27 protein-coding genes are annotated in these 26,225 nt (G+C 33.3%); 15 read left to right on the top strand and 12 right to left on the bottom strand.

Going from position 1 to position 26,225, the window contains the following annotated elements; all coding sequences use genetic code 11:
- Positions 1-2 precede the first annotated feature (2 nt).
- The 5 genes from J2X17_RS15295 to J2X17_RS15275 are packed head-to-tail and all read left to right on the top strand — an operon-like array spanning position 3 to position 6,019.
- The gene (locus J2X17_RS15295; protein WP_310299814.1) at positions 3-1,004 is read left to right on the top strand and encodes a glycosyltransferase family 2 protein; all 1,002 of its coding nucleotides are present in this window, start codon (positions 3-5) and stop codon (positions 1,002-1,004) included.
- On the top strand, positions 1,001-2,119 hold the full coding sequence (locus tag J2X17_RS15290; RefSeq protein WP_310299811.1) for a glycosyltransferase: 1,119 nt from the start codon (positions 1,001-1,003) through the stop codon (positions 2,117-2,119). The genes J2X17_RS15295 and J2X17_RS15290 overlap by 4 nt, the downstream gene beginning before the upstream one ends.
- Positions 2,116-3,210 (top strand): glycosyltransferase family 4 protein, encoded by a 1,095-nt coding sequence (locus J2X17_RS15285; protein ID WP_310299808.1) that lies wholly within the window; start codon positions 2,116-2,118, stop codon positions 3,208-3,210. Before J2X17_RS15290 ends, J2X17_RS15285 begins: the two co-directional genes overlap by 4 nt.
- A 14-nt stretch (positions 3,211-3,224) precedes the next feature.
- Positions 3,225-4,574: an O-antigen ligase family protein gene (locus J2X17_RS15280; RefSeq protein WP_310299805.1), complete on the top strand. Its 1,350-nt coding sequence runs from the start codon at positions 3,225-3,227 to the stop codon at positions 4,572-4,574.
- Positions 4,575-4,633: 59 nt separating this feature from the next.
- A complete protein-coding gene (locus tag J2X17_RS15275; protein WP_310299802.1) occupies positions 4,634-6,019 on the top strand; it encodes an exopolysaccharide biosynthesis polyprenyl glycosylphosphotransferase in 1,386 nt (461 codons plus the stop codon).
- On the opposite strand, the gene J2X17_RS15270 is transcribed toward J2X17_RS15275, so the two are convergent.
- Positions 6,020-7,156, bottom strand: coding sequence for a lipoprotein N-acyltransferase Lnb domain-containing protein (locus tag J2X17_RS15270; RefSeq protein WP_310299800.1), 1,137 nt, complete (start codon positions 7,154-7,156; stop codon positions 6,020-6,022).
- A gap of 37 nt (positions 7,157-7,193) precedes the next feature.
- Entirely contained in the window at positions 7,194-8,261 is a 1,068-nt protein-coding gene (locus J2X17_RS15265) for a putative type IX sorting system protein PorV2 (RefSeq protein WP_310300167.1), read from the bottom strand.
- A 190-nt stretch (positions 8,262-8,451) separates the two neighbouring features.
- Here J2X17_RS15265 and J2X17_RS15260 point away from each other — a divergent pair, with 190 nt between their 5' ends.
- Positions 8,452-9,162: a CDP-alcohol phosphatidyltransferase family protein gene (locus tag J2X17_RS15260; protein ID WP_310299799.1), complete on the top strand. Its 711-nt coding sequence runs from the start codon at positions 8,452-8,454 to the stop codon at positions 9,160-9,162.
- A gap of 11 nt (positions 9,163-9,173) precedes the next feature.
- Positions 9,174-10,031, top strand: a complete 858-nt coding sequence (locus J2X17_RS15255) for a glycoside hydrolase family 25 protein (protein WP_310299796.1) — start codon at positions 9,174-9,176, stop codon at positions 10,029-10,031.
- 36 nt (positions 10,032-10,067) lie between these two features.
- On the opposite strand, the gene J2X17_RS15250 is transcribed toward J2X17_RS15255, so the two are convergent.
- From J2X17_RS15250 to J2X17_RS15230, 5 genes are all read right to left on the bottom strand, one after another.
- Positions 10,068-10,289 carry a DUF5808 domain-containing protein gene (locus tag J2X17_RS15250; protein WP_310299793.1) on the bottom strand — a complete coding sequence of 74 codons (222 nt, stop codon included), beginning with the start codon at positions 10,287-10,289 and terminating at the stop codon, positions 10,068-10,070.
- A 127-nt stretch (positions 10,290-10,416) separates the two neighbouring features.
- A complete protein-coding gene (gene lptB, locus J2X17_RS15245) occupies positions 10,417-11,157 on the bottom strand; it encodes an LPS export ABC transporter ATP-binding protein (RefSeq protein WP_026982881.1) in 741 nt (246 codons plus the stop codon).
- A 357-nt stretch (positions 11,158-11,514) separates the two neighbouring features.
- A complete protein-coding gene (locus J2X17_RS15240; protein ID WP_310299789.1) occupies positions 11,515-11,868 on the bottom strand; it encodes a carboxymuconolactone decarboxylase family protein in 354 nt (117 codons plus the stop codon).
- A complete protein-coding gene (gene tatC / locus J2X17_RS15235; protein WP_310299785.1) occupies positions 11,861-12,679 on the bottom strand; it encodes a twin-arginine translocase subunit TatC in 819 nt (272 codons plus the stop codon). The genes J2X17_RS15240 and tatC overlap by 8 nt, the downstream gene beginning before the upstream one ends.
- Positions 12,679-13,644, bottom strand: coding sequence for a KpsF/GutQ family sugar-phosphate isomerase (locus J2X17_RS15230; RefSeq protein WP_310299782.1), 966 nt, complete (start codon positions 13,642-13,644; stop codon positions 12,679-12,681). The genes tatC and J2X17_RS15230 overlap by 1 nt, the downstream gene beginning before the upstream one ends.
- An 86-nt stretch (positions 13,645-13,730) precedes the next feature.
- On the opposite strand from J2X17_RS15230, the gene recQ reads away from it, so the two are divergent.
- Complete coding sequence (recQ, locus tag J2X17_RS15225) at positions 13,731-15,926, top strand: DNA helicase RecQ (RefSeq protein ID WP_310299779.1); 2,196 nt, start codon at positions 13,731-13,733, stop codon at positions 15,924-15,926.
- Between the two features lie 213 nt (positions 15,927-16,139).
- Here recQ and J2X17_RS15220 read toward each other — a convergent pair whose 3' ends face one another.
- The gene (locus tag J2X17_RS15220; RefSeq protein ID WP_310299777.1) at positions 16,140-16,379 is read right to left on the bottom strand and encodes a hypothetical protein; all 240 of its coding nucleotides are present in this window, start codon (positions 16,377-16,379) and stop codon (positions 16,140-16,142) included.
- Positions 16,380-16,810: 431 nt separating this feature from the next.
- Here J2X17_RS15220 and J2X17_RS15215 point away from each other — a divergent pair, with 431 nt between their 5' ends.
- Positions 16,811-18,370: an NAD(P)/FAD-dependent oxidoreductase gene (locus J2X17_RS15215; protein ID WP_310299774.1), complete on the top strand. Its 1,560-nt coding sequence runs from the start codon at positions 16,811-16,813 to the stop codon at positions 18,368-18,370.
- 87 nt (positions 18,371-18,457) lie between these two features.
- Here J2X17_RS15215 and J2X17_RS15210 read toward each other — a convergent pair whose 3' ends face one another.
- Together J2X17_RS15210 and J2X17_RS15205 are read right to left on the bottom strand one after the other, a co-directional pair.
- Entirely contained in the window at positions 18,458-19,417 is a 960-nt protein-coding gene (locus tag J2X17_RS15210; RefSeq protein ID WP_310299772.1) for a quinone oxidoreductase family protein, read from the bottom strand.
- A 262-nt stretch (positions 19,418-19,679) separates the two neighbouring features.
- On the bottom strand, positions 19,680-21,095 hold the full coding sequence (locus tag J2X17_RS15205) for an aminopeptidase P N-terminal domain-containing protein (RefSeq protein ID WP_310299770.1): 1,416 nt from the start codon (positions 21,093-21,095) through the stop codon (positions 19,680-19,682).
- Between the two features lie 268 nt (positions 21,096-21,363).
- Here J2X17_RS15205 and J2X17_RS15200 point away from each other — a divergent pair, with 268 nt between their 5' ends.
- Complete coding sequence (locus tag J2X17_RS15200) at positions 21,364-21,798, top strand: META domain-containing protein (RefSeq protein WP_310299767.1); 435 nt, start codon at positions 21,364-21,366, stop codon at positions 21,796-21,798.
- 65 nt (positions 21,799-21,863) lie between these two features.
- On the opposite strand, the gene msrA is transcribed toward J2X17_RS15200, so the two are convergent.
- Both msrA and msrB read right to left on the bottom strand, forming a co-directional pair.
- Entirely contained in the window at positions 21,864-22,469 is a 606-nt protein-coding gene (msrA, locus tag J2X17_RS15195; protein ID WP_310299764.1) for a peptide-methionine (S)-S-oxide reductase MsrA, read from the bottom strand.
- A 6-nt stretch (positions 22,470-22,475) separates the two neighbouring features.
- On the bottom strand, positions 22,476-23,030 hold the full coding sequence (msrB, locus tag J2X17_RS15190) for a peptide-methionine (R)-S-oxide reductase MsrB (protein WP_310299761.1): 555 nt from the start codon (positions 23,028-23,030) through the stop codon (positions 22,476-22,478).
- A 284-nt stretch (positions 23,031-23,314) separates the two neighbouring features.
- Between msrB and idi the strand changes: the two genes are divergently transcribed.
- The 5 genes from idi to J2X17_RS15165 are packed head-to-tail and all read left to right on the top strand — an operon-like array spanning position 23,315 to position 26,087.
- Positions 23,315-23,842: an isopentenyl-diphosphate Delta-isomerase gene (gene idi / locus J2X17_RS15185; RefSeq protein WP_310299758.1), complete on the top strand. Its 528-nt coding sequence runs from the start codon at positions 23,315-23,317 to the stop codon at positions 23,840-23,842.
- 19 nt (positions 23,843-23,861) lie between these two features.
- Complete coding sequence (locus tag J2X17_RS15180; protein ID WP_310299756.1) at positions 23,862-24,272, top strand: 6-carboxytetrahydropterin synthase; 411 nt, start codon at positions 23,862-23,864, stop codon at positions 24,270-24,272.
- Between the two features lie 3 nt (positions 24,273-24,275).
- Entirely contained in the window at positions 24,276-24,734 is a 459-nt protein-coding gene (locus J2X17_RS15175; RefSeq protein ID WP_310299754.1) for a peroxiredoxin, read from the top strand.
- A gap of 60 nt (positions 24,735-24,794) precedes the next feature.
- Entirely contained in the window at positions 24,795-25,763 is a 969-nt protein-coding gene (locus J2X17_RS15170; RefSeq protein WP_310299751.1) for a type I phosphomannose isomerase catalytic subunit, read from the top strand.
- Positions 25,764-25,820: 57 nt separating this feature from the next.
- Positions 25,821-26,087 carry a hypothetical protein gene (locus tag J2X17_RS15165; RefSeq protein WP_026982865.1) on the top strand — a complete coding sequence of 89 codons (267 nt, stop codon included), beginning with the start codon at positions 25,821-25,823 and terminating at the stop codon, positions 26,085-26,087.
- Positions 26,088-26,225 lie beyond the last annotated feature (138 nt).

Genomic DNA, 26,225 nt, shown 5'->3' with positions numbered 1-26,225 from the left:
CTATGAAGTTTTCCTTAATAATCTGTACTTATATGCGTCCCAAGCCATTACTGCAATTATTGCAGTCGGTTTGTGAGCAATCAGTTTTTCCAGATGAAATCTTGATTATTGATGGTTCGACAGATATGCTGACAGAACAAATATTAAAAGATAACCCATTTCAAAATTTAAGCTATTTTCTTGTTTCAAAAGAAAAGAGAGGTTTGACGAAACAACGTAATTTTGGAATTTCAAAAGTATTTCAAGACGCTGAAATAGTTTGTTTTTTGGATGATGATACTGTTTTGGAAAAAGATTATTTTGAGCAATTATTGAATACATATAGAGTTTACCCAGAAGCATTAGGAGTTGGAGGTTACATTTGTAATGAAACAAAATGGGAGAGTGTTGTAAATAATTATCAGGCTGAAATAAACGAATTTTATTTTGATGGCTGGAAAAGAAAAGACGGAAGCCGATTTATTTTAAGAAAAAAAATAGGGTTGGACACTGATTGTCCACCAGGCTTTTCGCCTTTGTTTTCACATGGGAGAAGTGTTGGTTTTCTACCTCCAAGTGATAAAATATACGAAGTTGAACAATTGATGGGAGGAGTTTCTTCCTTTAAAAAAACTGTTTTTGAAAAGTTTCAATTCTCTACCTATTTCGAAGGATATGGATTATACGAAGATGCAGATTTTTCTTTGCGGGTTGCAAAAACAGGAAAATTATATCTCAATACAAAGGCAAAATTAAATCACTATCATGAAGCTTCAGGACGGCCAAATCAATACCAATATGGTAAAATGGTAGTAAGAAACGGATGGTATGTCTGGAGGGTAAAAAATTCAAAACCCCATACTGCTGATTTTTTAAAATGGCATGCAATCACAATACTCTTGACAATTATCCGCTATTCAAATGCAATTACAACAACAAACAAAAAAGCAGCTTTTACTGAGGCGTTAGGAAGAACTGCTGGCTGGTGGAGTTTGATTTTTAATAAGCCAAAAAAGGATTTATGAAATTTGCAATCATTACTCATGTTCCACACATCGTAGATAAAAATCATTATTTTGCCTATGCACCTTATGTAAAAGAAATGAATATTTGGGGAAAATATGTTGATGAGTTTATCATTGTTGCCCCGATTAATCAGGGAGCAAAAACGGTTATTGATATTCCTTACGATAAGAAGAAAATTGTTTTCCTTGAGATTGACGAAATCAGCCTAATCGGGTGGATGGCTGTTTTAAATTCAATTTTAAAAAGCCCTAAAATTTGTTGGCAGATTTATATAGCAATGCAAAAAGCTAATCATATACATTTACGTTGTCCGGGTAATATTGGTTTATTAGGATGTTTGATTCAAATTTTATTTCCAGGCAAACCTAAAACAGCTAAATATGCAGGAAATTGGGATCCAGAAGCAAAGCAGCCTTGGAGTTATCGTTTGCAGAAATGGATTTTAAATAATTCTTTTCTCACCAGAAATATGCAGGTTCTGGTTTATGGAGAATGGCAACAAAGTTCTAAAAATATAAAGCCTTTTTTTACAGCTACCTATTCTGAATCAGATAAGATGCCAATGAAAAAATTGGACTTAAACGGAAAAATAAATTTTGTTTTTGTTGGTACATTGGTTTCTGGGAAAAATCCTTTGTTTAGTATACAATTTGTCGAAGCATTATTTAAAAAAGGATACAATGTGACTTTACAATTGTATGGTGAAGGTATTGAACGTAAGAGACTAGAGGAGTATATAGTTGCCAATAAATTAGAGAATTACATAGAATTAAAAGGAAATCAAAATCAGATAGTTGTTTCTGAAGCTTATGCGAACAGTCATTTTGTTATTTTGCCTTCGAAAAGTGAAGGTTGGCCAAAAGCTGTAGCTGAAGGCATGTTTTGGGGTTGCATACCAATGGTAACTTCTGTTTCCTGTGTGCCTTTTATGTTAGATTATGGAAAAAGGGGAGTTTTGTTGGAGACGAATATGGAACAAGATATCCAAAACCTAGAATCAATTTTGAATAGTGAAATGATTTTTGAGATTATGAGAGAAAAAGCGTCAAAATGGTCACGAAAATACACAATAGATAGTTTTGAAACTGAAATTAAAAAGCTTTTACTGAAATGAGAATTGTCCAAATTATAGATTCCTTAGAAGCTGGAGGTGCTGAACGAATGGCAGTTAACTATGCAAATGCTTTGGTTGGTACAATTGAATTTTCCGGTTTAATTGCAACCCGTAAAGAAGGAATACTTTTGAATCATGTTGATGAAAAAGCTGGATACTTATATTTAAATAAGAAGAATAAGATTGATTTTAAAGCAATTTTAAAATTAAGAAAATATATTAAAGCAAATAAAATCGATGTAATTCATGCGCATAGTTCGTCTTTTTTTATTGCTGTTTTAGTAAAACTGACGTTGTCAAAAATAAAAATCATTTGGCATGATCATTATGGTGTGTCTCAAGATTTAATTTCGCGAAAAAATTTGACGCTAAAATATTCATCTTTCTTTTTCATCGGTATAATTGCTGTAAATTCGGCGTTAAAAAGCTGGGCTGAATCTTTTTTATGGTGTTCGAATATCTCTTATTTTCCAAATTTCGTAGATGAAGAAATAAATTCAAGTGAAAAAATATTCTTAAAAGGGCTTGAGGGAAAAAGAATTGTTTGCGTAGCTAATTTGCGGCCTCAAAAAAATCATGAATTACTGATAAAAGCAGCAAATTCTATTAGAAATAAATTTCCGGATTGGAGTTTTCATTTGTTGGGAAAAGATTTTAACGACGTGTATTCTGATACTTTAAGAAAAAAAGTCGAAGATTTGAAACTTCAAAATGTCGTTTATTTTTACGGAACGACAAGTAATGTCAGTTCTGCTTTAGAACAGTGCGATATTGGAGTATTGCCATCACTTTCAGAAGGACTTCCATTAGCCTTATTAGAATACGGCTTACATAAATTGCCTGTTGTTGTTACAAATGTGGGTGAAATTTCAAAAATAATTACATCTGAAAAAGTAGGATTAATTGTGGATTCCGATGACTTAAACCAATTTGAAAAATCGATTCAAAGATTAATCGAAAATGAAAATTATAGAATAGAAATGGGCTTGAAATTGCATGAAAAAATAGCGCTTAATTATAGTCAAGAAGCAATAATTGATAAATATGTCCTATGGTTGAGTTCTTTAATTAATTTTGTTCCAAAAAAATAATCTGTAATCCCTAGATGAAAAATAATCAGTTATCATATACTAAAATTTTAATAATTCATGCGTTGATTGCTTTTGCGGTTTTCGCCATGCCTTTTTTATCCAAAATTTATGCACTTTTAATTCCTATAGTAGGCTTTTTTATTGTCTATAAAACGAAAAATAGAAATAATGAAGTTTTGCTAGTTGCAGCTTATTTGGTTGGTGCTGAGGTTTTTTTGAGGATGACGGGCGGAAATTTTAATAATGAATATACTAAACTGATGGTGATTGTTTTTATGTTTACAGGTATGATTTATAGTGGTTTTTCTTCTAATTCTGTAATATATATATTCTTTCTGATATTATTAATTCCAGGAATTTTAATAACAACAGCCCTAGCAGATTTTAATCAGAATATTAAAAAATTATTAGTTTTTAATTTGTCAGGGGCATTGTGTCTGGCAATTTCAGCTATATATATGTTTAATAGGCGAATTTTATTTTCGGATTTGCAGAAAATTGTTGCTATAATGGGCCTGCCTATTTTATCAACAACAGTTTATTTGTTTTTGTTTAATCCTAGTGTAAAAGATGTAGTGACTGGTACACAATCTAATTTTGAAACATCTGGAGGTTTTGGCCCTAATCAGGTTTCCACTATTTTAGGCTTAGGTATGTTTGTTTTCTTTACGCAATTAATCTTATTTTCAAAGTCAAAAAAAGAAATTTTACTAAATGGATTTTTATTAGTTTTTGTGAGTTATCGTGCAATTGTGACTTTTTCAAGAGGAGGTGTTATTACGGGTGCTAGTATGATCTTTATTTTATTATTATTACTATATTATTTTTCTAATACAAAAGGAAAGAGGAAATTTAGCTTGGTTTTTATTTTAACAGGGGTTTTAGCTGCTGGGATTTGGACATATAGTTCTTTACAAACAGGAGGTTTAATTAATAAACGATATGCTAATGAAGATTCAAAAGGAAGGATTAAAAAAGATCGTTTAGGAGGTCGGGAAGAAATTATGGGTAGTGAAATAAAGCTTTTTTTGGAAAATCCTGCTTTAGGTATTGGTGCAGGAATGGGGAAAGAAGTTAGAAAAAAAACCTTTGGTGGTGAAGTTGCTTCTCACAATGAGATTACCCGTATGTTGAGTGAGCATGGTTTGTTTGGCATTTTTGGATTGTTAATACTTTTCATAACTCCTTTTGCTCTTTATATCAATAACAGGCATCATTTGTATTTTTTTTCCTTTTTCCTTTTTTGGTTGCTTACAATAAATCATGCTGCAATGCGTATCGCAGCACCAGCTTTTGTGTATGCTTTGGCACTTCTTTCAGTGCAAGTTGAAATTCCAAAAAAACAAGAAAATTCGGTCGATTAATTTCTGTTTTTTATAATACATTTGTTTTGAAATAATGACTCTAAAAATACAAAAGAACGATGTATTCAAATAAAAAAATGCATTTCGAAATTTCGGAAAGAAAGATACTACTTCGGATTTTTGACGCCTTCTTTATTTTGTCTGCCTTATATTTACTTAGTGTTTTATTTGACTATCATTATTTTGTTTTTGATACAGCTAATTTTTTTGGGCCGATTTTGCTTATTAGCTATTTTTATATTTTTGGATCAATTTTCGAAATATATAATTTACAGGTTGCCAGCGATCATTTTCAAATTCTAAGAAGTGTTATACTTACTACTACTGCAGCAATTCTGATTTACTTATTTACCCCCGTTTTATCTCCGGAACTGCCTAAAAAACGTATAGTAATTTTTATTTTTTATTTTACTATTCTTACTTCATTACTAGTTTGGCGTTTCTTTTATGTATACTTTTTAGCTTCACATCGTTTCTCGCAAAATGTGATTTTAATTTGTGATCAAAATCAAGTAAAAGATTTGGTTTTAGGTCTTGAAAATGTTGATCCTCATTATAAAATTACTGGTTTTGTAAGTTCCGATTCTGTTTCTGAAAGTGATTCTGATTTTCACTATGTAAAAGAAATTAAAAAGAATGATTTAGAAGATTTTGTTACAAAAAACAACGTTTCTGAAATCGTAATTGCATCGCAAAATACTGATGGTATTACAGCAGATTTATACCAGCAATTGCTTCATCTTCTTGAATCAGGAAATATCATACGTGAATATACACAAGTATACGAAAGCAAAACACGACGCATTCCCGTGCATTATATTTCAAGAGATTTTTATAGATTTTTTCCTTTTAGCAGAAGTAATAATAATAAATTGTATCTAACTTTAATTAGACTTCTTGAGTTTTCTCTTTCGTTTACTGGGTTGGTAATTTGTACCATTTTTATTCCGTTTATTTTTATCGGAAACCTTCTGGCTAATAAAGGAAGTTTGTTTTATACGCAGGAACGGGTTGGAAAACACGGTGTAGTTTTTAAAATCTATAAATTTAGAACAATGGTTAAGAATTCAGATGTGACTTTTGCTTCTTCAAATGATAAAAGAATAACTCCATTTGGTAAATTTATGCGTAAATCACGAATTGATGAATTGCCACAGTTTTTCAATATTATAAAAGGAGATATGGCGGTGATTGGTCCAAGGCCTGAAGTTCCTTTTTTCGTCAATCAAATTGCTAAGGTTATGCCTTTTTATGAAACAAGACATGTTGTAAAACCAGGTCTTACAGGTTGGGCACAAGTCAATTATTCTTATGGAGAATCCATTGAAGAAAGTCTGATAAAGTTACAGTACGATCTTTATTATATTAAACATCGAAGTGTTTTTCTCGATTTAAGTATTACGCTTAAAACGATTACAACAGTTTTATTTTACCGTGGACAATAGTTAAATAATAATCGGAATACGTTTTTTATTTCTTAGCGCAACTCTTACCAAAACAAATCCGCTTGTAATTATCATTGGTAAAACAATTAAAAAATGTGCTTTGTTAATTATAAAAAGAGCATAGACAATCAAAAAAATCAAGTGCAGTACTGCAAATCGATAGGTCCATCTTTTGTTTTTTAATATGGACAGGAAAATCAAAATCAATAAAAGCGGACTAAATAAAAGCACATTGTAATTCATGGCCAGTTCTTGGTGAAATGAATAAATTCCCACAACAACAAAGAAAATTCCAATCAAAGATAAAACCAAAAGATAGATTTTATCTACTATTTTATTGTGTGCCAAAACTACAAAGGCAAGAATAAACAGATACGTGTAAACATTATTCCACCATGATTTAGGTGTTTCTTTCTGAAAGCTTAATAAAGTTTGACTTTTAGCGGCTAAAGCATGTTTTTGAAAAGTTGTTTTTTCCAGACTGTTTTTTAATTCAAAAGGTAAAAATATTTTAGTTCCTAATTGATCGACTTTGGTCCCGAAGATTATACTTGTTCCCAATTTATCATAAAAATGTCCGTCAAAATAAGGGAATAAAATAGAACGGTACGTGATATCAGTATCGCCTTTTTTTACAATTACATTTTCATTTAAAGATTTATTAATAATATCAACTACCATAGAAGTGCAGTTTTTATCAATAAATTTATAAGTGTAATAGCGATCTTCAGAAAGTAGGGTGGTATTTAAATTGTCGAAAAGCTTTTGTTTTGAATCCTGAGGAATTAGAAGTTCCTGCTCAAAAACACTTCTTTTCTCATAATTATATTCATTCATAAAATCCGCAAATGGATGAACAACAACAAAATACTGTAAATCTCCTTTAGCAAATTTCATTACGAAATTAGGTGTTGAAAAATCAAAAGCTCCATAGTTGTAAACAAGATCAATGTTGTTCGTAGGATCGGCAACGCGTATTGCTGTGTGACCAAAATAAGAGTAAGTTTCATTTCCAAGTCCGCAAGTAAGGACGCTTATTTTTGCCTCTTTTGATAAGGGTAAATTTTGGCTGAAACCAACAAAACTAAGTAAGAAGATTAAACTAAAAAGTGTTTTTTTTAAAATGACATTTTTCATAATTTAAAATTTTAAGAAGTTTAATGGTTTGTAATTATTATCTAAAGATACCTAAATCTACTTTCAACGAAAAAATATTCGAATACAAAGCAGTACTCTGATTTCCTAAATCTGTTAAGGCATAATCAACCTGAATACCTTTATATTTAAAACCCAATCCGATGTTAGGCTGAAAATTCACTTTCTCAGTATTGTCTAATTGCATCACATTCTGAAAATTACCGGCTCCGGCTCTTAAGAAAACCAAATCGGTGTAACCAAATTCAAAACCAACTGCAGGATCAATACTTACCGCTTTTGTCGAAATAATATCGTTAGTTTGCTCAAAACGCATATTCAAATTTGTAGCCACCATAAGACTGTAATCATTATGGAAATCAAACGTTTTTGAAACGCCTAATTGTGCTTTTGGTAACGTAATTTCGGTGCTTTCCGGCAATTCATTATTTTCTCCCGGAATAGCATTGGCGATTTTTGCGTATTCCTGCTCATCAATATTCCACACATTATAAGTAGTTGTAATATCCCGAAGCATCAATCCAAATTTCCAGTCATTGCGCTCAAATTGAAGGCCAATATCAAAACCAAATCCCCAGGAATTGGCAAAATCGCCAATTATTCTCCTGATTATTTTTGCATTTACTCCATATTGAAAACCTTCAACGGGCAATTTCCTTGCGTATGAAAATGTAAAACCATAATCGGCTGTAGAGAACAAACGGATTCGATTATAATCAATATTTCCCTGACTGTCGATTAATTCGGTGGTGTCCATAATATCGTCGACTCCAAAACGAATCATCGAAATTCCCCATGCGCTTCGATCGTCAATCGGACTTGCATATCCAATATAGTCATACTGTGCAATATTGGCAAAATAATTAGCGTGCATTAACGAAATCTGATGATCTTCAAGATGTGTCAAACCTGCCGGGTTCCAATAAACAGCGTTTACGTCATTAGTTGAAGCCACAACGGCACTCGACATTCCTAATGCAGCGGCATCGACACCAATGTTCATAAACTCATTCGAATATTTTCGAACAGTTTGTGCATATTGTGTGCTGCAGCTACAAAATAATAAAAGCCCCAAAAATTTCTTCAACGGATATTTTTTAGCAAACCGAAGTCTGTTTTTAATTTTTATCAAAAATATAATATTTTACTCAGCAAACTATTCCTTTTGAGAAATATTGCGAATGCCAAAATTTCAAATAAAAAACTCTTCAAAAAACGACTTGTACATGCAGTTATTATACTAAATTTGTTCCTCACCATTATCAAATTTTATAAAGATGAATATTAAAAAACACATTCCTAATTTAATTACATTAATCAATCTGTTTTGTGGCTGTGTTGCCGTTGTTTTTATTTCTGAGGCCAATTATGAAATGGCTTTTTACATGGTTTGTTTAGGAATCTTTTTTGATTTTTTTGATGGTTTTTTTGCTCGACTATTTAAAGTTTCCAGTCCGCTTGGATTACAGTTGGATTCTTTGGCAGATATGGTAACGAGCGGTGTTGCGCCGGGTTACGTAATGTACAGTTTGTTTACAAACAGCGCTCACGAATTAGGAACAAATCCTGCAATTCCGTTTTTAGGATTTATTATAACATTAGGTTCTTGTTACCGATTGGCAAATTTTAATATTGATACACGTCAAACCGATTCATTTATAGGATTGCCAACGCCGGCAAATGCCCTTTTTATTTTAAGTCTGCCTTTGGTTTTAAAGTTTTCTGACTCTTTAATGATGCTTGAAATCTTGACGAACCAATGGGTTTTATTGGCAATAACTTTATGTAGTGCTTATATTTTGAATGCCGAAATTCCGTTGTTTGCATTGAAAATTAAAAAGTTCAATTTAAAAGATAACACTTTACAAGTGGTATTTTTATTAGTTTCTGTTGTAATGGTTTTGCTGCTTCATTATATCGCAATTCCTTTAATTATCATTTTTTATGTGCTGTTATCAGTTGTGAATAATGTGTTTTTGAAAAAGTAGTTTTCATTAGAATGGCTAGAAAAACGACAAGACGAACTTCTTATTCCAGAAAACCTCAACCAACTCGTTCTGCATTTAGCAGGGTGATTCGCTTTATCATTTTTTCTTTTTTAGCGGTACTTTTCTTTGGAACAATATATCATTATCGTGCCGGATTGGCTTATTATCTAGGATTTAAATCCAGTAAGGTTTTAAGCGAAGATGAGGTTGATAAGCACCTTTCTGATGTTAGAAACATTCAGGTTTTAGAAAATCATAAAGGGAAAGTGATCGGAATTGATGTATCTGAATTTCAAGGAACGGTACACTGGGATGAAGTTGAAATTTTAGAAGAAAAATACCCTGTTCAATTTGTTTTCATTCGGGCTACTGCCGGAAATGACCGAATTGACAGGCAGTTTATGCACAATTGGCTTGGAGCTAAAAAGAATAAGATTATGCGTGGTGCTTATCATTATTATCGTCCGAACGAAAATTCGATTGAGCAGGCGAATCTTTTTATTAAAACCGTAAAATTGCAAAAAGGTGATTTGCCGCCTGTTTTAGATATAGAAAGACTTCCGAAGAACCAACCTTTGGATAGTTTGAAAAAAGGATTAAAAAGGTGGCTGAATAAAGTAGAAGCGCATTATCAGGTTCGTCCGATAATCTATACCGGAGAAAGATATTATAGTGATTTCTTAAAAGAGGAATTCAGTGAATATTTATTCTGGATTGCCAACTATAATTTCTACAGAGAAAAAATTGAAGACGACTGGCTATTTTGGCAATTTACTGAGAAAGCATCGTTACCTGGAATCAAACACAGAGTGGATGTGAATATTTATAATGGCGACTTAGAGCAATTGCAGTTTATAACTGTTGAATAGTAGATAGTCACTGTTTCAGTACTTATTGTAGCTCGTTTATCGTGATAAAAGAGCAAGAATAAATATTGAGAATAATGCGAGGACAACTAAAGCAGAATAAGGATTGGCAAGATTTATAGTTAAGCCAAGCTGCCATATTCTTTTTGGAGTGAATAATCTTTTGTCTTTTGGATTATAGTACAAAAATCCCAAATACCAATTATTTGGGTCTTTGTGCCAATTATCATAATCTTCCGGTGTTGGTTTTTCTGATTTCATCTTAAATTATTATTTTTAAAACTGAAAACTGCGACTGAATAGTTTTGGTAAAAGTGAAACGTAAGAAGTAAAAAAAAAGGTAAAAAGTAATTCTCATCTCACTTTTTACCTTTCATAATACCCTTTATTAAAATTCAAGTTTCTTTTTACGCAATTCGAAGTTTTGTCCAAGATAAACACGGCGAACCATTTCATCTTCTACCAATTCTTCCGGAATTCCGGCTTTCAAAATTCCTCCTTCAAACATTAAATAGGTTTTATCGGTAATCGCTAAGGTTTCTTGTACGTTGTGATCTGTAATTAAGATTCCGATATTTTTATTTTTTAACTGCGCTACAATTCGCTGAATATCTTCAACCGCAACCGGGTCAACTCCCGCGAAAGGTTCATCCAATAAAATGAATTTTGGATCTGTTGCCAAAGCACGCGCAATTTCAGTACGACGACGTTCTCCTCCTGAAAGTAAATCGCCTCGGTTGGTACGAATATGCTCTAAACTGAATTCTTCAATTAAACTTTCCATTTTAGCAATTTGCTCTTCTTTTGAAAGTTTAGTCAATTGCAAAACACTCAGAATATTGTCCTCAATGCTCAGTTTTCTAAAAACCGAAGCTTCTTGTGCCAAATAACCAATTCCTTGTTGTGCACGTTTGTACATCGGATAATCAGTAATATTCAAATCATCAAGATAAATATTTCCCTGATTTGGTTTTACCAATCCTACAATCATATAGAACGAAGTTGTTTTTCCAGCACCATTCGGACCCAAAAGTCCCACGATTTCCCCTTGATTTACTTCAACAGAAATTCCTTTTACAACACTGCGTCCTTTATAGGTTTTGATTAAATTATCGGCTCTTAGCTTCATTTTTTCAATTAGATAATTAGATAATTAGATAATTAGAAAATGAGATAATTGAAAAACTAACTCAAATTCAATTTTAAAATTTTATTAGAAGGGACAAATTAAAAGTAAAATAATCAATCAGATACATCAATTAACAAATTATTGCGTTTTCAGAATTAGTCAATTAGAAAATTAGTCAATTAGATAATTGAAAAAACTAACTCAAATTCAATTTGAAAAGTAAAATAACTGTAAAATAATCAATCAGATATATCAATTAATATATTATTGCTTTTTTAAAATTTAGAATTTGTAATTCAGAATTAAATAATTAGAGTATTTTCAGGAAATTATCTAATTATCAAATTGGCACATTTTCTAATTAGAAGCTTCCTCTTCCAAAGCTTCCCAAAATTCGTAAGCTCTTCTTAAATGCGGAATTACGATTGTTCCTCCAACCAAAGTTGCGATTCCCATTGCTTCCATCATTTCTTCTTTGGTAACCCCCTCTTTGTGGCTGGTTTCCAAGTGATATTTTACACAATCATCACAACGTAACACTGCCGAAGCAACTAATCCTAAAAGTTCTTTTGTTTTTACATCAAGAGCTCCTGCCGCGTATGCATTAGTGTCAAGATTGAAAATTCGCTTTACAATTTTGTTATTGTCAGCTAATAATTTTTCGTTCATTTTAGAACGATAGTCGTTAAATTCTTGAATTAATTCAGACATTTTTTTCTTTTAATTTATTTCTATAAACAATCCTTGAAATCAGGATACTAACCTCATAAATAAGTAACATTGGTATGGCTACAATAGTTTGACTTACAACATCCGGAGGCGTTACGATTGCTGCAATAATCAAGATGATAACTACGGCATATTTCCAATATTTTCTTAAGAAATCAGGAGTTACTAATCCTAATTTTGTTAAGAAATAGATCGCGATTGGAAGCTCAAAAAATATAGCACTTCCCAGAATACTTGTTTTTACCATTCCCATATAAGAGTCTAATGTAAATTGATTTTTTACTACATCACTCACAGAGAAAGTCGCAACGAAATTCACGGACATCGGAATAACAACAAAATAGCCAAACAATACACCTAAAAAGAAAAGAAAAGAAGAAGTGAAAATAAAAACTCTCGCATTTTTTCTTTCTTTCTCATAAAGCGCCGGACTAATGAATTTCCAGATTTCCCATAAAATATAAGGGAAACTTAATATGAAACCTGCCAAAAGACACATCCATACAAAAATATTTACCTGACCTTCCATCTCCGTATTCTGAATAATGAAATTCAACTGAGTAATACAGATACTATCCGCAAAACCTAACTGATGTGATAAATCACAAAACCATACATAGGTGAAAAAACTAGGTCTGGTCGGACCTAAAATAATTTTGTCAAATAAATAATCACTAACAAAATAAGTAACAAATGCCATTATCATTGTTGCAATTGTACTTCTAACTAATAACCATCTTAATTCTTCAAGATGGTCTAAAAATGACATTTCGCCAAGGTTCTTCTTTGCCATTATACGATTCCTTCTTTTAAAATGTCATGTAAATGTAATACTCCTTTATATTCGCCATTATCGGCAACAATTAGTTGTGTTATGGAGAAATCTTCTAAAATATTTAAGGCGTCAACAGCCATAGTTTCTGAAGATACTGTTTTTGGGTTTTTTGACATAATATCTCTTGCATTTAAGTCCGCAATAGTATCTACGTCATTTAACATTCTTCGGATGTCTCCATCGGTAATAATTCCGACGATTTTATCATTCTCGATTACCGCAGTTACACCCAATCTTTTTTCAGAAATTTCAAAAATTGCTTTTTTGATTGATGTTTCCGGAGTTACCATTGGTTTTAATGAATGCTCAATCATGTCTTTTACGCGCAGCAATAGTTTTTTCCCTAAAGCACCACCCGGATGATAAATGGCAAAATCTTCTGGTTTGAAGTCTCGCATTTCCATTAAACAAACCGCAAGCGCATCACCCATAACAAGTTGTGCTGTTGTGCTGTTTGTCGGAGCAAGATTTATTGGACAGGCCTCCATGTCAACTGTTGTGTTCAAAACATAATCTGAGCCTTTGGCTAAAGATGAAGTTACGTTTCCTGTAATAGCAATCAAAATGTTTCCGAAACGTTTCAACAACGGAACTAAAACTTTAATTTCAGGACTGTTTCCGCTTTTCGAAATACAAATAACAATATCATCATTTTGTATCATTCCCAAATCACCGTGAATTGCTTCTGAGGCGTGTAAAAACATAGAAGGAGTTCCGGTTGAGTTAAAAGTAGCAACCATTTTTTGAGCAATGATGGCACTTTTTCCTATTCCGGTAACAATTAGTCGGCCTTTGGTTTCGTAAATGCGTTGTGTTGCTTCGTAGAAATTTTCGTCAAGGAAATCAATTAATTTTGTAATCGCTTCACTTTCAGATAGTATGGTTTTTTTGGCGATTGCCAATATATTTTCTTTTGTGATCAAAACAGAATATTTAAAATTTGTATGTATAAAAGAAAGTTGTATCTTTATGTGTTGCAAATTTATACAAAATACCATTAATATAAAGAATGAATTCAAACGAAATTGAAATACACAAGGAATTAAAGAAGTATTTCGGCTTTAGCCAATTTAAGGGCTTGCAGGAGCAAGTCATTACGAGTATTTTAGATGAGAAGAATACTTTTGTAATTATGCCGACAGGCGGTGGAAAGTCTCTTTGTTATCAATTACCCGCTTTAATTCAGGACGGGACAGCCATTGTTGTTTCTCCTTTGATTGCTTTGATGAAAAATCAGGTTGATGCGATTCGAAGCCTTTCTTCAGAAAACGGAATTGCACATGTGCTAAATTCGTCCCTCACAAAAACAGAAATTGCCCAGGTAAAAAAAGACATCACTTCTGGTTTAACCAAACTTTTATATGTTGCTCCCGAATCTTTAACAAAAGAAGAATATGTAGCCTTTTTACAAAGTGTACCCATCTCATTTGTTGCTATTGATGAAGCGCATTGTATTTCGGAATGGGGGCATGATTTTAGGCCGGAATACCGAAATCTGAAAAATATTATCAAACAATTAGGGCAAGTCCCAATTATTGGACTAACCGCAACTGCAACCCCAAAAGTTCAGGAAGATATTCTGAAAAACCTTGATATGTCTGATGCAAATACTTTTAAAGCATCATTCAACAGACCGAACTTGTACTACGAAGTTCGTACAAAAACAAAAAATATTGAATCGGATATCATTCGGTTTATTAAACAACATAAAGGCAAATCCGGAATTATTTACTGCTTAAGCCGTAAAAAAGTCGAATCAATTGCCGAAGTTTTACAAGTTAACGGAATCAGTGCTGTTCCTTATCACGCAGGTTTAGATGCAAAGACACGCGCCAAACATCAGGATATGTTTTTGATGGAAGACGTAGATGTCGTGGTTGCAACCATCGCCTTTGGAATGGGAATCGATAAACCGGACGTTCGTTTTGTAATTCACCATGATATTCCAAAATCACTTGAAAGTTATTATCAGGAAACGGGTCGTGCCGGTCGTGATGGAGGAGAAGGACATTGTTTGGCCTATTACTCTTATAAAGATGTAGAAAAGCTGGAAAAATTCATGTCTGGAAAACCGGTTGCAGAACAGGAAATTGGTTTTGCGCTTTTGCAGGAAGTTGTGGCATACGCCGAAACCTCAATGTCACGAAGAAAATTTCTGCTTCATTATTTTGGTGAAGAATTTGACAGTGAAACCGGAGAAGGTGCTGATATGGATGACAACGTTCGTAATCCGAAGAATAAAATTGAAGCCAAAGATCAGGTGGTTAAATTGCTGGAAATCGTTCGCGACACCAAACATATTTATAAGTCAAAAGAAATTGTGTTTACTTTAATTGGGCGTATAAACGCAGTCATCAAAGCACACAAAACTGATACGCAATCCTTTTTTGGTTCAGGATCAGATCATGATGAAAAATACTGGATGGCCTTGCTTCGACAAGTTTTGGTCGCAGGTTATTTGTCAAAAGATATTGAAACGTATGGTGTGGTGAAAATCACTAAAGAAGGTTTGAACTTCATTAAAAAACCTGTTTCTTTTATGATGTCTGAAGATCATGAGTACAATGAGACGGAAGATGAAGCAATCGTAACCGCAGCGAAATCATCTGGAACTGCCGATGAAGTTTTAATGGGAATGTTACGTGAATTGCGTAAAAAAGTAGCCAAGAAACTTGGAGTTCCTCCGTTTGTAGTTTTTCAGGATCCTTCTCTTGAGGATATGGCTTTGAAATATCCAATTACATTACCGGAATTATTCAATATTCATGGTGTTGGAGAAGGAAAAGCCAAAAAATACGGTGGAGAATTCGTTACTTTAATCAGTCGTTATGTAGACGATAATGATATTATTCGTCCAGATGATTTAGTGGTAAAATCTACGGGAGTTAACTCTGCTAATAAATTATACATCATCCAGAATATCGATAGAAAATTGTCTTTGAACGATATTGCTTCTGCAAAAGGTCTTACGATGGATGCTTTGATTAAAGAAATGGAGCAAATCGTGTACGCCGGCACAAAACTGAATATCAAATATTGGGTTGACGATATGCTTGATGATGATCAGCAGGAAGAAATTCATGATTATTTCATGGAATCAGAATCAGACAAAATCGAAGACGCACTTAAAGAATTCGATGGCGATTATGATATTGATGAATTAAGATTGATGAGAATTAAGTTTATTAGTGAGGTTGCGAATTAAAATTAAATTCCAATCTTTTTAAATTCCAAATTCCAAAAAGAACAAAAAAAAGAAAAAATTAAATAGAAAAATATAAATTCCAAATTCCAATGCTAACGATAGTTTGGAATTTGGAATTTTTTATTTGAGATTTCCCGAAGTAATTGGAATTTGGAATTTTTTCATTGGAATTTCCCCGCCATTAATTGGAATTTGGAATTTTTTTATTGGAATTTAACCTTCAAAGACTTCCCCACGATGCGGTTTCAAAGCATCTCTTATCTGAATCATATTTTCTTCAGTAACCACCATAAAAGCGGTTGCATGCATTTCGTTTACAATTTTAAAGCCTGTAATATTTAGTGGAAGCTTTTCTATTGCGATATATTCTTTCAAATGAATTTCATGATGTTCGGCTGTTTTTGCTGATGCCGGACCACGGAAATCCCAAATTAATTTTATTTTTCTAGACATTTTTTTTTAAAAGGTGCAAAGGTTCAGAGGGACAAAGGTACAAAGTCTATTTTAAAAAAAAAGGTTCTGAGGTCCTGAGTTTTTTTTCTGTAGAGACGCACGGCAGTGCGTCTAATTGTTCTTTAAAGGAAATCTTTTTAATCCATATAATCTGTGGCTAAAAATAAATAGTAAAGATTTTACGAAGAAGAGAAAAGTTACTGTATAATTAACCACAAAGTGCGCTAAGATTTAATTTTACTTTACGCATAGAAAACACAAAGTTCGCAAAGCTATACCAACACAAAGCTTTGCGAACTTTGTGTTTTTGTAAAACATCACCTTTGAAAAATCTTAGCGTACTTTGCGGTTAATTACATAAAGTCATTTCAAAATGTTATTTTTGCATGTTCTTTTCATAAATAGAAAAGCTAATTGAAAAATAAAATACAATGCCAAGAGAACTTTTACTTCAGGTAACTCCAGATATAGCTTCAAACGAATTGTTGCTGAAAGACTATTTGTCTAAACAAATAAAGGTTTCTCCTAAGGAAATTCAACATATTTCTATTTTAAAACGTTCAATTGATGCTCGTCAAAAAGCGATAAAAATCAATTTGAAAGTGATTATCTATTTGCAGGGCGAAGCTTTTCAGGAAACCAAAATCGAGTTACCTATATATAAAGATGTTTCTTCTGCTCAGGAAGTTATTGTGGTTGGTGCAGGCCCGGCTGGGCTTTTTGCTGCATTGCAATTAATTGAATTAGGCTTAAAGCCAATTGTAATCGAACGCGGAAAAGATGTTCGCGGACGCCGACGCGACTTAAAAGCAATCAATGTGGATCACTTGGTGAACGAAGATTCTAATTATTGTTTTGGTGAAGGCGGAGCAGGAACGTATTCTGACGGAAAATTATATACGCGTTCAAAAAAACGCGGCGATGTTACGAGAATTTTAGAGCTTTTAGTGGCTTTTGGAGCTTCTGAAGATATTTTGGTGGAAGCGCATCCGCACATCGGGACCAATAAACTGCCTAAAATTATTGAAGATATTCGAAACAAAATTATCGAGTTTGGTGGGCAGGTTTTGTTTGACACACGAGTTACTGATATTTTAGTGAAAAATAACGAAGTCGAAGGAATCGTAACGCAAACCGGAGACAAGATTCTGGCGAATAAATTAATCTTAGCAACAGGCCATTCGGCGCGCGATATTTTTGAATTATTAGACAAAAAGAAAATTTTCATTGAGGCTAAACCATTTGCTTTAGGTGTTCGTGCAGAACATTCTCAACAATTAATAGATAGCATTCAATATAGTTGTGATTATCGTGGTGAGCATTTGCCACCAGCACCATATTCAATTGTAAAACAAGTAAACGGCCGAGGAATGTACTCTTTTTGTATGTGTCCGGGTGGCGTTATTGCACCTTGCGCTACAAGTCCGGGTGAAGTGGTTACAAATGGATGGTCGCCGTCTAAACGTGATCAGGCAACGGCAAACTCCGGAATTGTAATCGAATTGAAATTGGAAGATTTTAAACCTTTCGCAAAATTTGGTGCTTTGGCCGGAATGGAATTCCAGAAAAGCATCGAACAAAAAGCATGGCATTTGGCAGGTGAGACTCAAAAAGTTCCGGCACAACGAATGATTGATTTTACACAAAATAAAGTTTCTGCCGATATTCCGAAAACGTCCTATGTTCCTGGAACAACTTCAGTAGAGATGGGACAGGTTTTTCCAGGATTTTTATCGCAGATTTTACGTGAAGGTTTTAAGGAATTCGGTAAATCGATGCGAGGTTATTTGACTAATGAAGCAATTTTGCACGCTCCGGAAAGCAGAACTTCATCGCCAGTCAGAATTCCGAGAGATCCTATTACTTATGAACATTTGCAGATAAAAGGATTGTATCCATGTGGAGAAGGAGCGGGTTATGCAGGTGGAATTATTTCTGCAGCAATTGATGGAGAGAAATGTGCTTTGATGATTGGTGAGGCTTTGAATTAAATTCACTATGAATAATCGCCACGCATTCACGAATTATTACAAAATTAAAATTCGTGAATTCGTGGCGAAAAAATAATGAAATGTTTTTTACGGAATCAAAATTATTTTTCCGGTACTTTTTCGGCTTTCCAGAAAATCGTGTGCCAGTTTTCCTTCTGATAATTTGAAAGAAGTTGGAGTAGAAAGTGTAATTTTTCCTTCGATAATCCAGTTGAATAATTGGTTAGCTCTTTTGATTCTTTCTTCTTTTGATTTTAAATAACTCCACAAATCACCGCCGGTTAGGGTTTTGGAAGTATCCATTAACATTCTCGGATTTACAAATTCGGGGTCACCGCCTGCCATTCCGAAGAAAACGACCTGACCACATTCTTTGGTAACTTCAAAACTGTCCATTAATGTGCTTCCGATACTGTCGTAGACCACGTCGACACCATTTGGAATTGTTTTGAAAATATCTGATTTCCAATTTTCATTGTATAGAAAAACGTGATCGGCACCTTGTTCAATGGCAACTTTTACTTTGTCTGATGAGGAAGTTAAGCCAATAACTTTAGCGCCTAAAAGCGTGCTGATTTGGGTAAGAAATTGTCCAACTCCTCCGGCAACAGCGTGAATTAAAACGGTTTCGCCTTTTGTAGTTTTATGACTGTCGGTCGCTAAATAATGTGCTGTTAAACCTTGCAGTAAAATAGAAGCTGCGGTTTCGAACGAAATAGCTTCGGGCAATGGCAAAACGTGATTTGTATTTACCGCAACCAGTTCTGCGTTTGCAAAAGGAACATCGGCGAAAGCCACGCGATCTCCAACCTTATATTCGGGATGATTGTTTGCATCGACTACAATTCCTGCACCTTCGTAACCTGCAATAAAAGGCGGATTTCCTTTTAAATGATAGTTTCCTTTTCGTCTGTAAATATCGGCAAAATTTAATCCGATGGCTTTCATTTCGACTAAAATTTCGTCGTTTTTTAATTGCGGATTCGGAATCTCGATATATTCCAGAACGTCTGAATTTCCGAAAGAAGAAAAGGTAAGTGCTTTCATTTTTAAAATATTTTTGGGATACAAAGTACGGTAAAAATGATCTTAACTTTCAAAAGCTTTTCTTAAAACTGCATAAAAAAACCTCGTTTATTTGGAAACGAGGTTTTGGTTTTTTTGCCACAGATTAAAAGATTAAAATGATTTTAAAGCTGAGATAGTTTGCCACGAATTTCACGAATCTACATGAATTTAATTAGTGCTAATTCGTGAAATTCGTGGCGAACAAATCATTTTAATATTTTATCTGTGGTCATAAAATAAATTATATTTTAGGGAATTTCATTTCGTTGAAAGTGCTTTTTTGAGCAGCTAATTTTTCAATTTCATCCCATTTTCTAGGAGATTCTGCTGATAAATTCTCGTATGAATCTTTTTTGATTAAAATATCATCTTCGATACGAACACCAATATTCCACCATTTTTTGTCACATTTACTGTTTGCCGGAATATAAATTCCTGGTTCAACAGTAAGGATCATATTTTCTTTTAAAAGACTTTGCGGACCTTTGAAAATTCCTTTATCATGAACATCTAGACCAAGAAAATGAGAACATCCGTGCGGATAATATATTTTCACATCTTGAGGGTCAGTAATAATTCCTAGTTTTATTAAACCTTTTGCCAGAACTTCTTTTGCAGTATTGTTTAAATCTAAAAGAGGTGTTCCTTCTTTACAGATTTTAAAAACAGCTTCCTGAGCGTCGTAAACTAATTGATAAATTGCTTTTTGTTCTTCAGTAAATTTTCCGTTTGCAGGAATTGTACGGGTAACATCGGCAGAATAACCATGATATTCAGACCCAACGTCCATCAATAATAACTGATTATCCATTTTTGTACTGTTGTTTTCTCCATAGTGTAAAATACATCCATTTGCTCCGGCACCTACTATTGGAGGATATCCTTCGTCTTCAGCTCCATATCTACGGTGAATATAGGAGTGAATTCCATCCGCCTCATTTTCACTCATGTCAGGACCAACCGCCTTCATTACTTCGTTGTGAGCAATGCAGGAAAGTTTAACGGTTTTGCGCATTAATTCCAGTTCTTCAGGAGTTTTGATTTCTCTCAATGAGCTCGTTATGTCATTAAAAGATTCTAATGAAGCAGTATTTCCAGCAGTAATTCCTGCTTTGGTTTTAAATGACTCAAATAAGCCGGCAAGATCAAAATCGTTTCTGCTGTTTCCAAGATCTGATGGAATTTTATCGTAAATGATTTTACTGAATTTTTTGAAATCTACAGCGAAATCTTTAAAGTCTTTTCCGTTATAAACGGTAGTGAAGCCTAATTTTGATTTTGCTCCTTCAACGCCTAAACGTCTTCCGGTCCACATTTCTCTGGTTGCATTTCTTTCTCTGACAAACAATACTTCGTTATACGTTTCTCCTGTTCCTTGTGCTTCTTTAAAAATAAGTAAAACGGCATCAGGCTCTTTGTAGCCTGAAAGGTAGTACATGTCCGGATTTGCATGATAATTGTAATTTATGTCTCTTGAAAAAACTCTTTCCGGATAAGAAAAGATCACAGCTACAGAATTTGCAGGCATAAGAGCTCTAAATGCTTCACGTCGGCCTTTGTGGAATTCTTTTGAAAGATAATCTGTCGGAAGATTTTCTTGGGAGTGGCCTTGGAAAATGGTAATAAAGAAGGTAAACAATAAAAGGAATTGCTTCATTTTTTTTGGTTTTTGTTGATGATTAGTTGTTTTTTGATCGATGCAAATTACAAAAAAAAAGCAAATATGTATTTTAATTTAAACATTTGATTTGTAGCTATTTAATGTAATTAATGTGGCTTAGAAATCAGAAACTCCATTTTAAAAATGAAACATGAGCAATTTTTATTTTATAAAAATTTGCTGACGGGCACGAATATTGAGAAGGAACAGTTTGTAGAATAATTTTAATCTTCAAAAACAAATATTAATTTAAAAAGTAAATTTTATGAAAAAATATACACTTGCAGTGGTTTCAGTTTTAACCTTATTACTTACTTCATGTATGGCATCAAAAGAAACCAAAAATACGGCCAATATTTACGATACAACATGGGAGTTAGAATATATTTCCGGACCAAGAATTGCTTTTGAAGGATTGTATCCAAATAAAAAACCACAAATTACCTTTGACCAGAAAGAAACAAAAGTTTATGGTAATAATGGATGTAACGGTTATAGTGCGCCTTATACCCTGAATGGGAAATATTTAACTTTTGGAGAGCCAGGACCAGCAACACTGATGTTTTGTGAAGGTGGAGGAGAACAACAGTTTTTACAACAAATGAAAAAAATAACAAGTTATGCTATTGACAAAGACGGAAAACTAAATTTAATTCAGGGCGATGTGCCGATGATGCGATTTAAAAAAGTAGTTAAGTAATAGTTTTAAAATGAATATAAAAGAAAAGGGAAATGTTTTAAGTCATTTCCCTTTTTTTTATGGTCTTATTTCTTTTTGAGTTTGTCTTTAAAGACTTTTTCGAATTTTTCTATTTTCGGTTGGATTACCATTTTGCAATACGGCTGATTTTTATTGTTTGCATAATAATTCTGATGATAATCTTCAGCTTTATAGAATTTCTTAAAAGGCTCTACTTTTGTCACAATAGGAGTAGGGTAAACTTTTGCTTTGTTTAGTTCAGCGATTATACTTTGTGCTGCTTTTTTCTGTTCTTCGTTTTTATAAAAAATCACAGAACGATATTGTGTTCCAACATCTGCACCCTGACGGTTTAAAGTAGTGGGATCGTGAACTGTAAAGAAAACTTTGAAGATTTCATTGATATCAGTTATGTTTTTGTCGTAGGTAATTTGAACTACTTCTGCATGGCCGGTTTCTCCTGTGCAAACTTCCTCATAAGAAGGATTGGCAACATGTCCACCAGAAAATCCAGAGACAACAGATTTCACTCCGTTTAAATCTTCATAAACTGCTTCAACACACCAATAGCATCCGCCGCCGAGTGTAATAGTTTCAAGGTTTGAAGCTTTTTTTTGTGCAAATCCATTTAAGCTTAAAGCAAAAAGCGTGATTAAAAGTATGTTTTTCATAATAAATTATTTGTTATCAGGAATAAAGTCAAGTGCAATCGAGTTCATGCAATAGCGTTTGCCGGTTGGTTCAGGGCCGTCATCAAATAAATGTCCTAAATGCCCGCCGCAACGGCCGCACAATGCTTCGATTCGTTCCATTCCGAGTGAATTGTCTTCTTTATAAATGACACTTTTTTTGTTGTCTTGTTCAAAAAAACTGGGCCATCCGCAACTGCTGGCGAATTTTGCTCCCGATCTAAAAAGTTTGTTTCCGCAAGAAGCACAGTAATAAGTTCCTTTTTCGTCCGTATTCCAATACTTACCTGTAAAAGGTCTTTCCGTGTCTGCTTCACGCATTACCGCATAAACATCATCTGGAAGTACTTTTTTCCATTCGGCATTACTTACGTTTAGTTTGTTGGTATCTGTGTTTGAATAATAAGGGTTTCCCGGTTTGTTGATTTTGTTTTCCATTACAACTGTTTTTGATTGTTGTTTTTTAGTGTTTTGTCCACAGGCCTGCAAAATGAAAAGTGGTATTAAAAAGCAAAGGCTTAAAATTTGGGTTTTTATCTTCATGATTTCCATAAGGCTTTAGTTTATATTTCAAAGGTACAAGAGAGTTTACTACTAGATGTCGCCTAATTTACAATTGAGTTTTTTTTAAGTATGTTTTAACTTTTCCTTATTTACGTAAAACCAGTAGATTTAGTTTTTGGGCTTGTTTTATAAAGCTTTTTGAATAATATTTTATTTTTAATGTTTTGATTATTAAATAGTTCACTCGTTAAACTTTTCACAATCTTTTTCAGGATTTTCAAGCCATTTCTTTTTTCGTATTTTTGTTTGTACAAAATACTGTAATGATAGAAGAAAACGTAATATTAGTCAATCAAAATGACGAGCAAATTGGGTTAATGCCGAAATTAGAAGCCCATGAAAAAGCTTTATTGCATCGTGCTTTTTCAGTTTTTATATTAAATAGTAAAAATGAAATTATGCTCCAACAAAGAGCACATCAAAAATATCATTCTCCTTTACTCTGGACCAATACATGTTGTAGTCACCAGCGTGAGGGCGAAAACAATATTGAAGCGGGAAGCCGAAGATTGTTTGAAGAAATGGGTTTTAAAACAGAATTGAAAGAACTTTTTCATTTTATTTATAAAGCACCATTTGATAACGGATTAACAGAACACGAGCTTGATCATGTGATGATCGGGTATTTTAACGATAATCCTGCTATAAATCATGACGAAGTAGAAGATTGGAAGTGGATGAAAATTGAAGATATTAAAGAAGATATTGAGAAACAGCCCGAAATTTATACCGTATGGTTCAAAATAATTTTTGATGAATTTTATCATTATTTAGAAGACCATAAAATTTAACAATACCAACCAAACCCAAATGAAAGTAACCATATCAAGAAAAGCACATTTTAATGCTGCACATCGATTGCACAGGAAAGATTGGACATCTGAAAAAAACAATGCTGTTTTTGGAAAATGTAATAATCCCAATTTTCATGGTCATAATTATGGTTTAACAGTTAGTGTTACAGGAAAGATTGACCCAGAAACCGGTTTTGTTTTAGATGTGAAAGTATTAGCGGATATTATTAACGAAGAAGTTGAAATTCCGTTTGATCACAAAAATCTGAATCTGGATGTTCCGGAATTTCAAGATTTGAATCCAACTGCTGAGAATATTGCTGTTGTGATATGGAATAAAATCAGAAAAAGAATTCAACCCGATTTTGATCTGGAAATTGTTTTGAATGAAACGGACCGCAATTTTGTAACTTATAAAGGAGAATAATAAATGTCATTAAAAATAGGAGATATAGTTCCGAATTTTACTGCAAAAGATAGTCAGGGAGAAGTTTTTGAAAGCCAAAATTTCTTAGGCCGAAAGCCGCTCGTGATTTATTTTTATCCAAAAGACAATACGCCAGGCTGTACTACTGAAGCCTGTAGTTTTCGTGATCAATACGAAGATTTCAAGGATTTAGGTGCCGAGGTAATCGGTATAAGTAGCGACAGCGTAAAATCGCATCATAAATTTGCTAAGAAACATGAGCTGCCTTTTATATTATTGTCCGATCAGGATAAAAAATTGAGGAGTCTTTTTGGTGTTAAAAATAATCTTTTTGGTCTGTTGCCTGGAAGGGTGACTTACATTATAGACCGGAACGGTGTTGTAATTTATATTTTTGATAGTATGAATGCCGCAAAGCATATTGAGAAAGCTCTCGAAATAATTAAAGAATTAGTATTATAAATTAACCTGAAAATATCAAATCACGAATGATTTGATAGTGATATTAGCCAAATTAAAATTATGAAATCAAGTTTATACCCTTTACAATTTCAACCCATTCTAAAAGACAGAATCTGGGGAGGAGAAAAATTAAAAACACTTCTGAATAAACCAATTACGACTAAAATAACTGGTGAGAGCTGGGAATTATCAACTGTTGAAGGCGATGTTAGTGTTGTTGCCAATGGGGTTTTGAAAGGAAAATCATTGATGGAACTTATTGATGAAACGCCAAATGAAATTTTAGGAACAGCAGTTTATAAACGTTTCGGTAAACAATTTCCGTTACTTTTTAAATATCTGGACGCCCGTGAAGATCTTTCGATTCAGGTTCATCCAAATGATAAATTGGCAAAAGAGCGCCATAACTCATTCGGGAAAACTGAAATGTGGTATGTAATGCAGGCTGATGCCGATTCAAGAATTATTGTTGGTTTCAAAGAAAATTCAAGTAAAGAAGAATATCTAACACATTTACAGGACAATACTCTGGTTTCGATCTTAGATGATGTGAAAGCAAAATCCGGAGATGTTTTCTTTTTAGAAACCGGAACCGTTCATGCGATTGGAGCTGGTTTAGTAGTTGCTGAAATTCAGCAAACATCTGATATTACATACCGTTTATATGATTTTGATCGTGTAGATGCACAAGGAAATAAAAGAGAACTTCACGTAGATTTAGCTTTAGATGCAATAAACTATAATAAAGTTGATACGCAGAAGAAATATGAAACCAAAGTAAATACTTCGAATACAGTAGTTGACTGTCCTTACTTTACTACCAATTTTATTCCATTAGAAAATAAATTGGAAGTTTCTAAATCGGGAGAGTCATTTACAGTTTATATGTGTATTGAAGGGAGTTTCGAAATCGAATTTGATGGATTTAAACAGACTTATATAAAGGGAGATACTGTTTTGGTTCCTGCTGAGATAAATGCATTTATCTTAACCGGAAATGCTTCAATTTTAGAAATTTACATTTCATAGTACTTAATATAAAGATTATATGTACTTTTGCAGACGCAAATTAAAATAAAAATAAAAATGGCAAACGTTAAAAATTTAAAGAAAGACATCAACTTCGTATTAGGAGATATTATTGAGGCAATTTACTTATTTGAAATGTCTACTACAGGAAATCCTACTCCAGAAACGAATGCTTTGATCGATCAGGCTATTGCTGCTTTCGATACTTTGATCACAAAAGTGAATGCAAAGAACGTTGAAAACAAAAAAGCGCACTTCAAGCAAATCAATGTTGAATTGGAAGAAACTGCTAATCAATTGATTGCTAAAATCAACGAATTGTAAGCAAAAAAAAGTATAAAAAAGTGCAAATTTATTTTGGTAAAACGAAAAACCGCTTTATATTTGCACCCGTAATGAGTCGCCAGCGTAGCTCAGTTGGCTAGAGCAGCTGATTTGTAATCAGCAGGTCGTGGGTTCGAG

The organism is Flavobacterium aquidurense (assembly GCF_031458035.1).
GTDB classification, from domain to species: Bacteria; Bacteroidota; Bacteroidia; order Flavobacteriales; family Flavobacteriaceae; genus Flavobacterium; species Flavobacterium aquidurense_C.
Note: the sequence above shows the minus strand (reverse complement) of the source record. Positions and strands in the feature narration are given on the sequence as shown.

Coding starts and splice junctions, on each gene's coding strand:
- J2X17_RS15210 (WP_310299772.1), bottom strand. CDS start 19,417: ATGAAAGCACTTACCTTTTCTTCTTTCGGAAATTCAGACGTTCTGGAA.
- lptB (WP_026982881.1), bottom strand. CDS start 11,157: ATGAAGCTAAGAGCCGATAATTTAATCAAAACCTATAAAGGACGCAGT.
- J2X17_RS15220 (WP_310299777.1), bottom strand. CDS start 16,379: ATGTCTAGAAAAATAAAATTAATTTGGGATTTCCGTGGTCCGGCATCA.
- J2X17_RS15250 (WP_310299793.1), bottom strand. CDS start 10,289: ATGAAATCAGAAAAACCAACACCGGAAGATTATGATAATTGGCACAAA.
- J2X17_RS15180 (WP_310299756.1), top strand. CDS start 23,862: ATGAAAGTAACCATATCAAGAAAAGCACATTTTAATGCTGCACATCGA.
- J2X17_RS15270 (WP_310299800.1), bottom strand. CDS start 7,156: ATGAAAAATGTCATTTTAAAAAAAACACTTTTTAGTTTAATCTTCTTA.
- J2X17_RS15215 (WP_310299774.1), top strand. CDS start 16,811: ATGCCAAGAGAACTTTTACTTCAGGTAACTCCAGATATAGCTTCAAAC.
- J2X17_RS15175 (WP_310299754.1), top strand. CDS start 24,276: ATGTCATTAAAAATAGGAGATATAGTTCCGAATTTTACTGCAAAAGAT.
- J2X17_RS15170 (WP_310299751.1), top strand. CDS start 24,795: ATGAAATCAAGTTTATACCCTTTACAATTTCAACCCATTCTAAAAGAC.
- J2X17_RS15280 (WP_310299805.1), top strand. CDS start 3,225: ATGAAAAATAATCAGTTATCATATACTAAAATTTTAATAATTCATGCG.
- idi (WP_310299758.1), top strand. CDS start 23,315: ATGATAGAAGAAAACGTAATATTAGTCAATCAAAATGACGAGCAAATT.
- J2X17_RS15200 (WP_310299767.1), top strand. CDS start 21,364: ATGAAAAAATATACACTTGCAGTGGTTTCAGTTTTAACCTTATTACTT.
- J2X17_RS15260 (WP_310299799.1), top strand. CDS start 8,452: ATGAATATTAAAAAACACATTCCTAATTTAATTACATTAATCAATCTG.
- msrA (WP_310299764.1), bottom strand. CDS start 22,469: ATGAAAAACATACTTTTAATCACGCTTTTTGCTTTAAGCTTAAATGGA.
- J2X17_RS15165 (WP_026982865.1), top strand. CDS start 25,821: ATGGCAAACGTTAAAAATTTAAAGAAAGACATCAACTTCGTATTAGGA.
- msrB (WP_310299761.1), bottom strand. CDS start 23,030: ATGAAGATAAAAACCCAAATTTTAAGCCTTTGCTTTTTAATACCACTT.
- recQ (WP_310299779.1), top strand. CDS start 13,731: ATGAATTCAAACGAAATTGAAATACACAAGGAATTAAAGAAGTATTTC.
- J2X17_RS15205 (WP_310299770.1), bottom strand. CDS start 21,095: ATGAAGCAATTCCTTTTATTGTTTACCTTCTTTATTACCATTTTCCAA.
- tatC (WP_310299785.1), bottom strand. CDS start 12,679: ATGGCAAAGAAGAACCTTGGCGAAATGTCATTTTTAGACCATCTTGAA.
- J2X17_RS15290 (WP_310299811.1), top strand. CDS start 1,001: ATGAAATTTGCAATCATTACTCATGTTCCACACATCGTAGATAAAAAT.
- J2X17_RS15285 (WP_310299808.1), top strand. CDS start 2,116: ATGAGAATTGTCCAAATTATAGATTCCTTAGAAGCTGGAGGTGCTGAA.
- J2X17_RS15275 (WP_310299802.1), top strand. CDS start 4,634: ATGTATTCAAATAAAAAAATGCATTTCGAAATTTCGGAAAGAAAGATA.
- J2X17_RS15295 (WP_310299814.1), top strand. CDS start 3: ATGAAGTTTTCCTTAATAATCTGTACTTATATGCGTCCCAAGCCATTA.
- J2X17_RS15255 (WP_310299796.1), top strand. CDS start 9,174: ATGGCTAGAAAAACGACAAGACGAACTTCTTATTCCAGAAAACCTCAA.
- J2X17_RS15240 (WP_310299789.1), bottom strand. CDS start 11,868: ATGTCTGAATTAATTCAAGAATTTAACGACTATCGTTCTAAAATGAAC.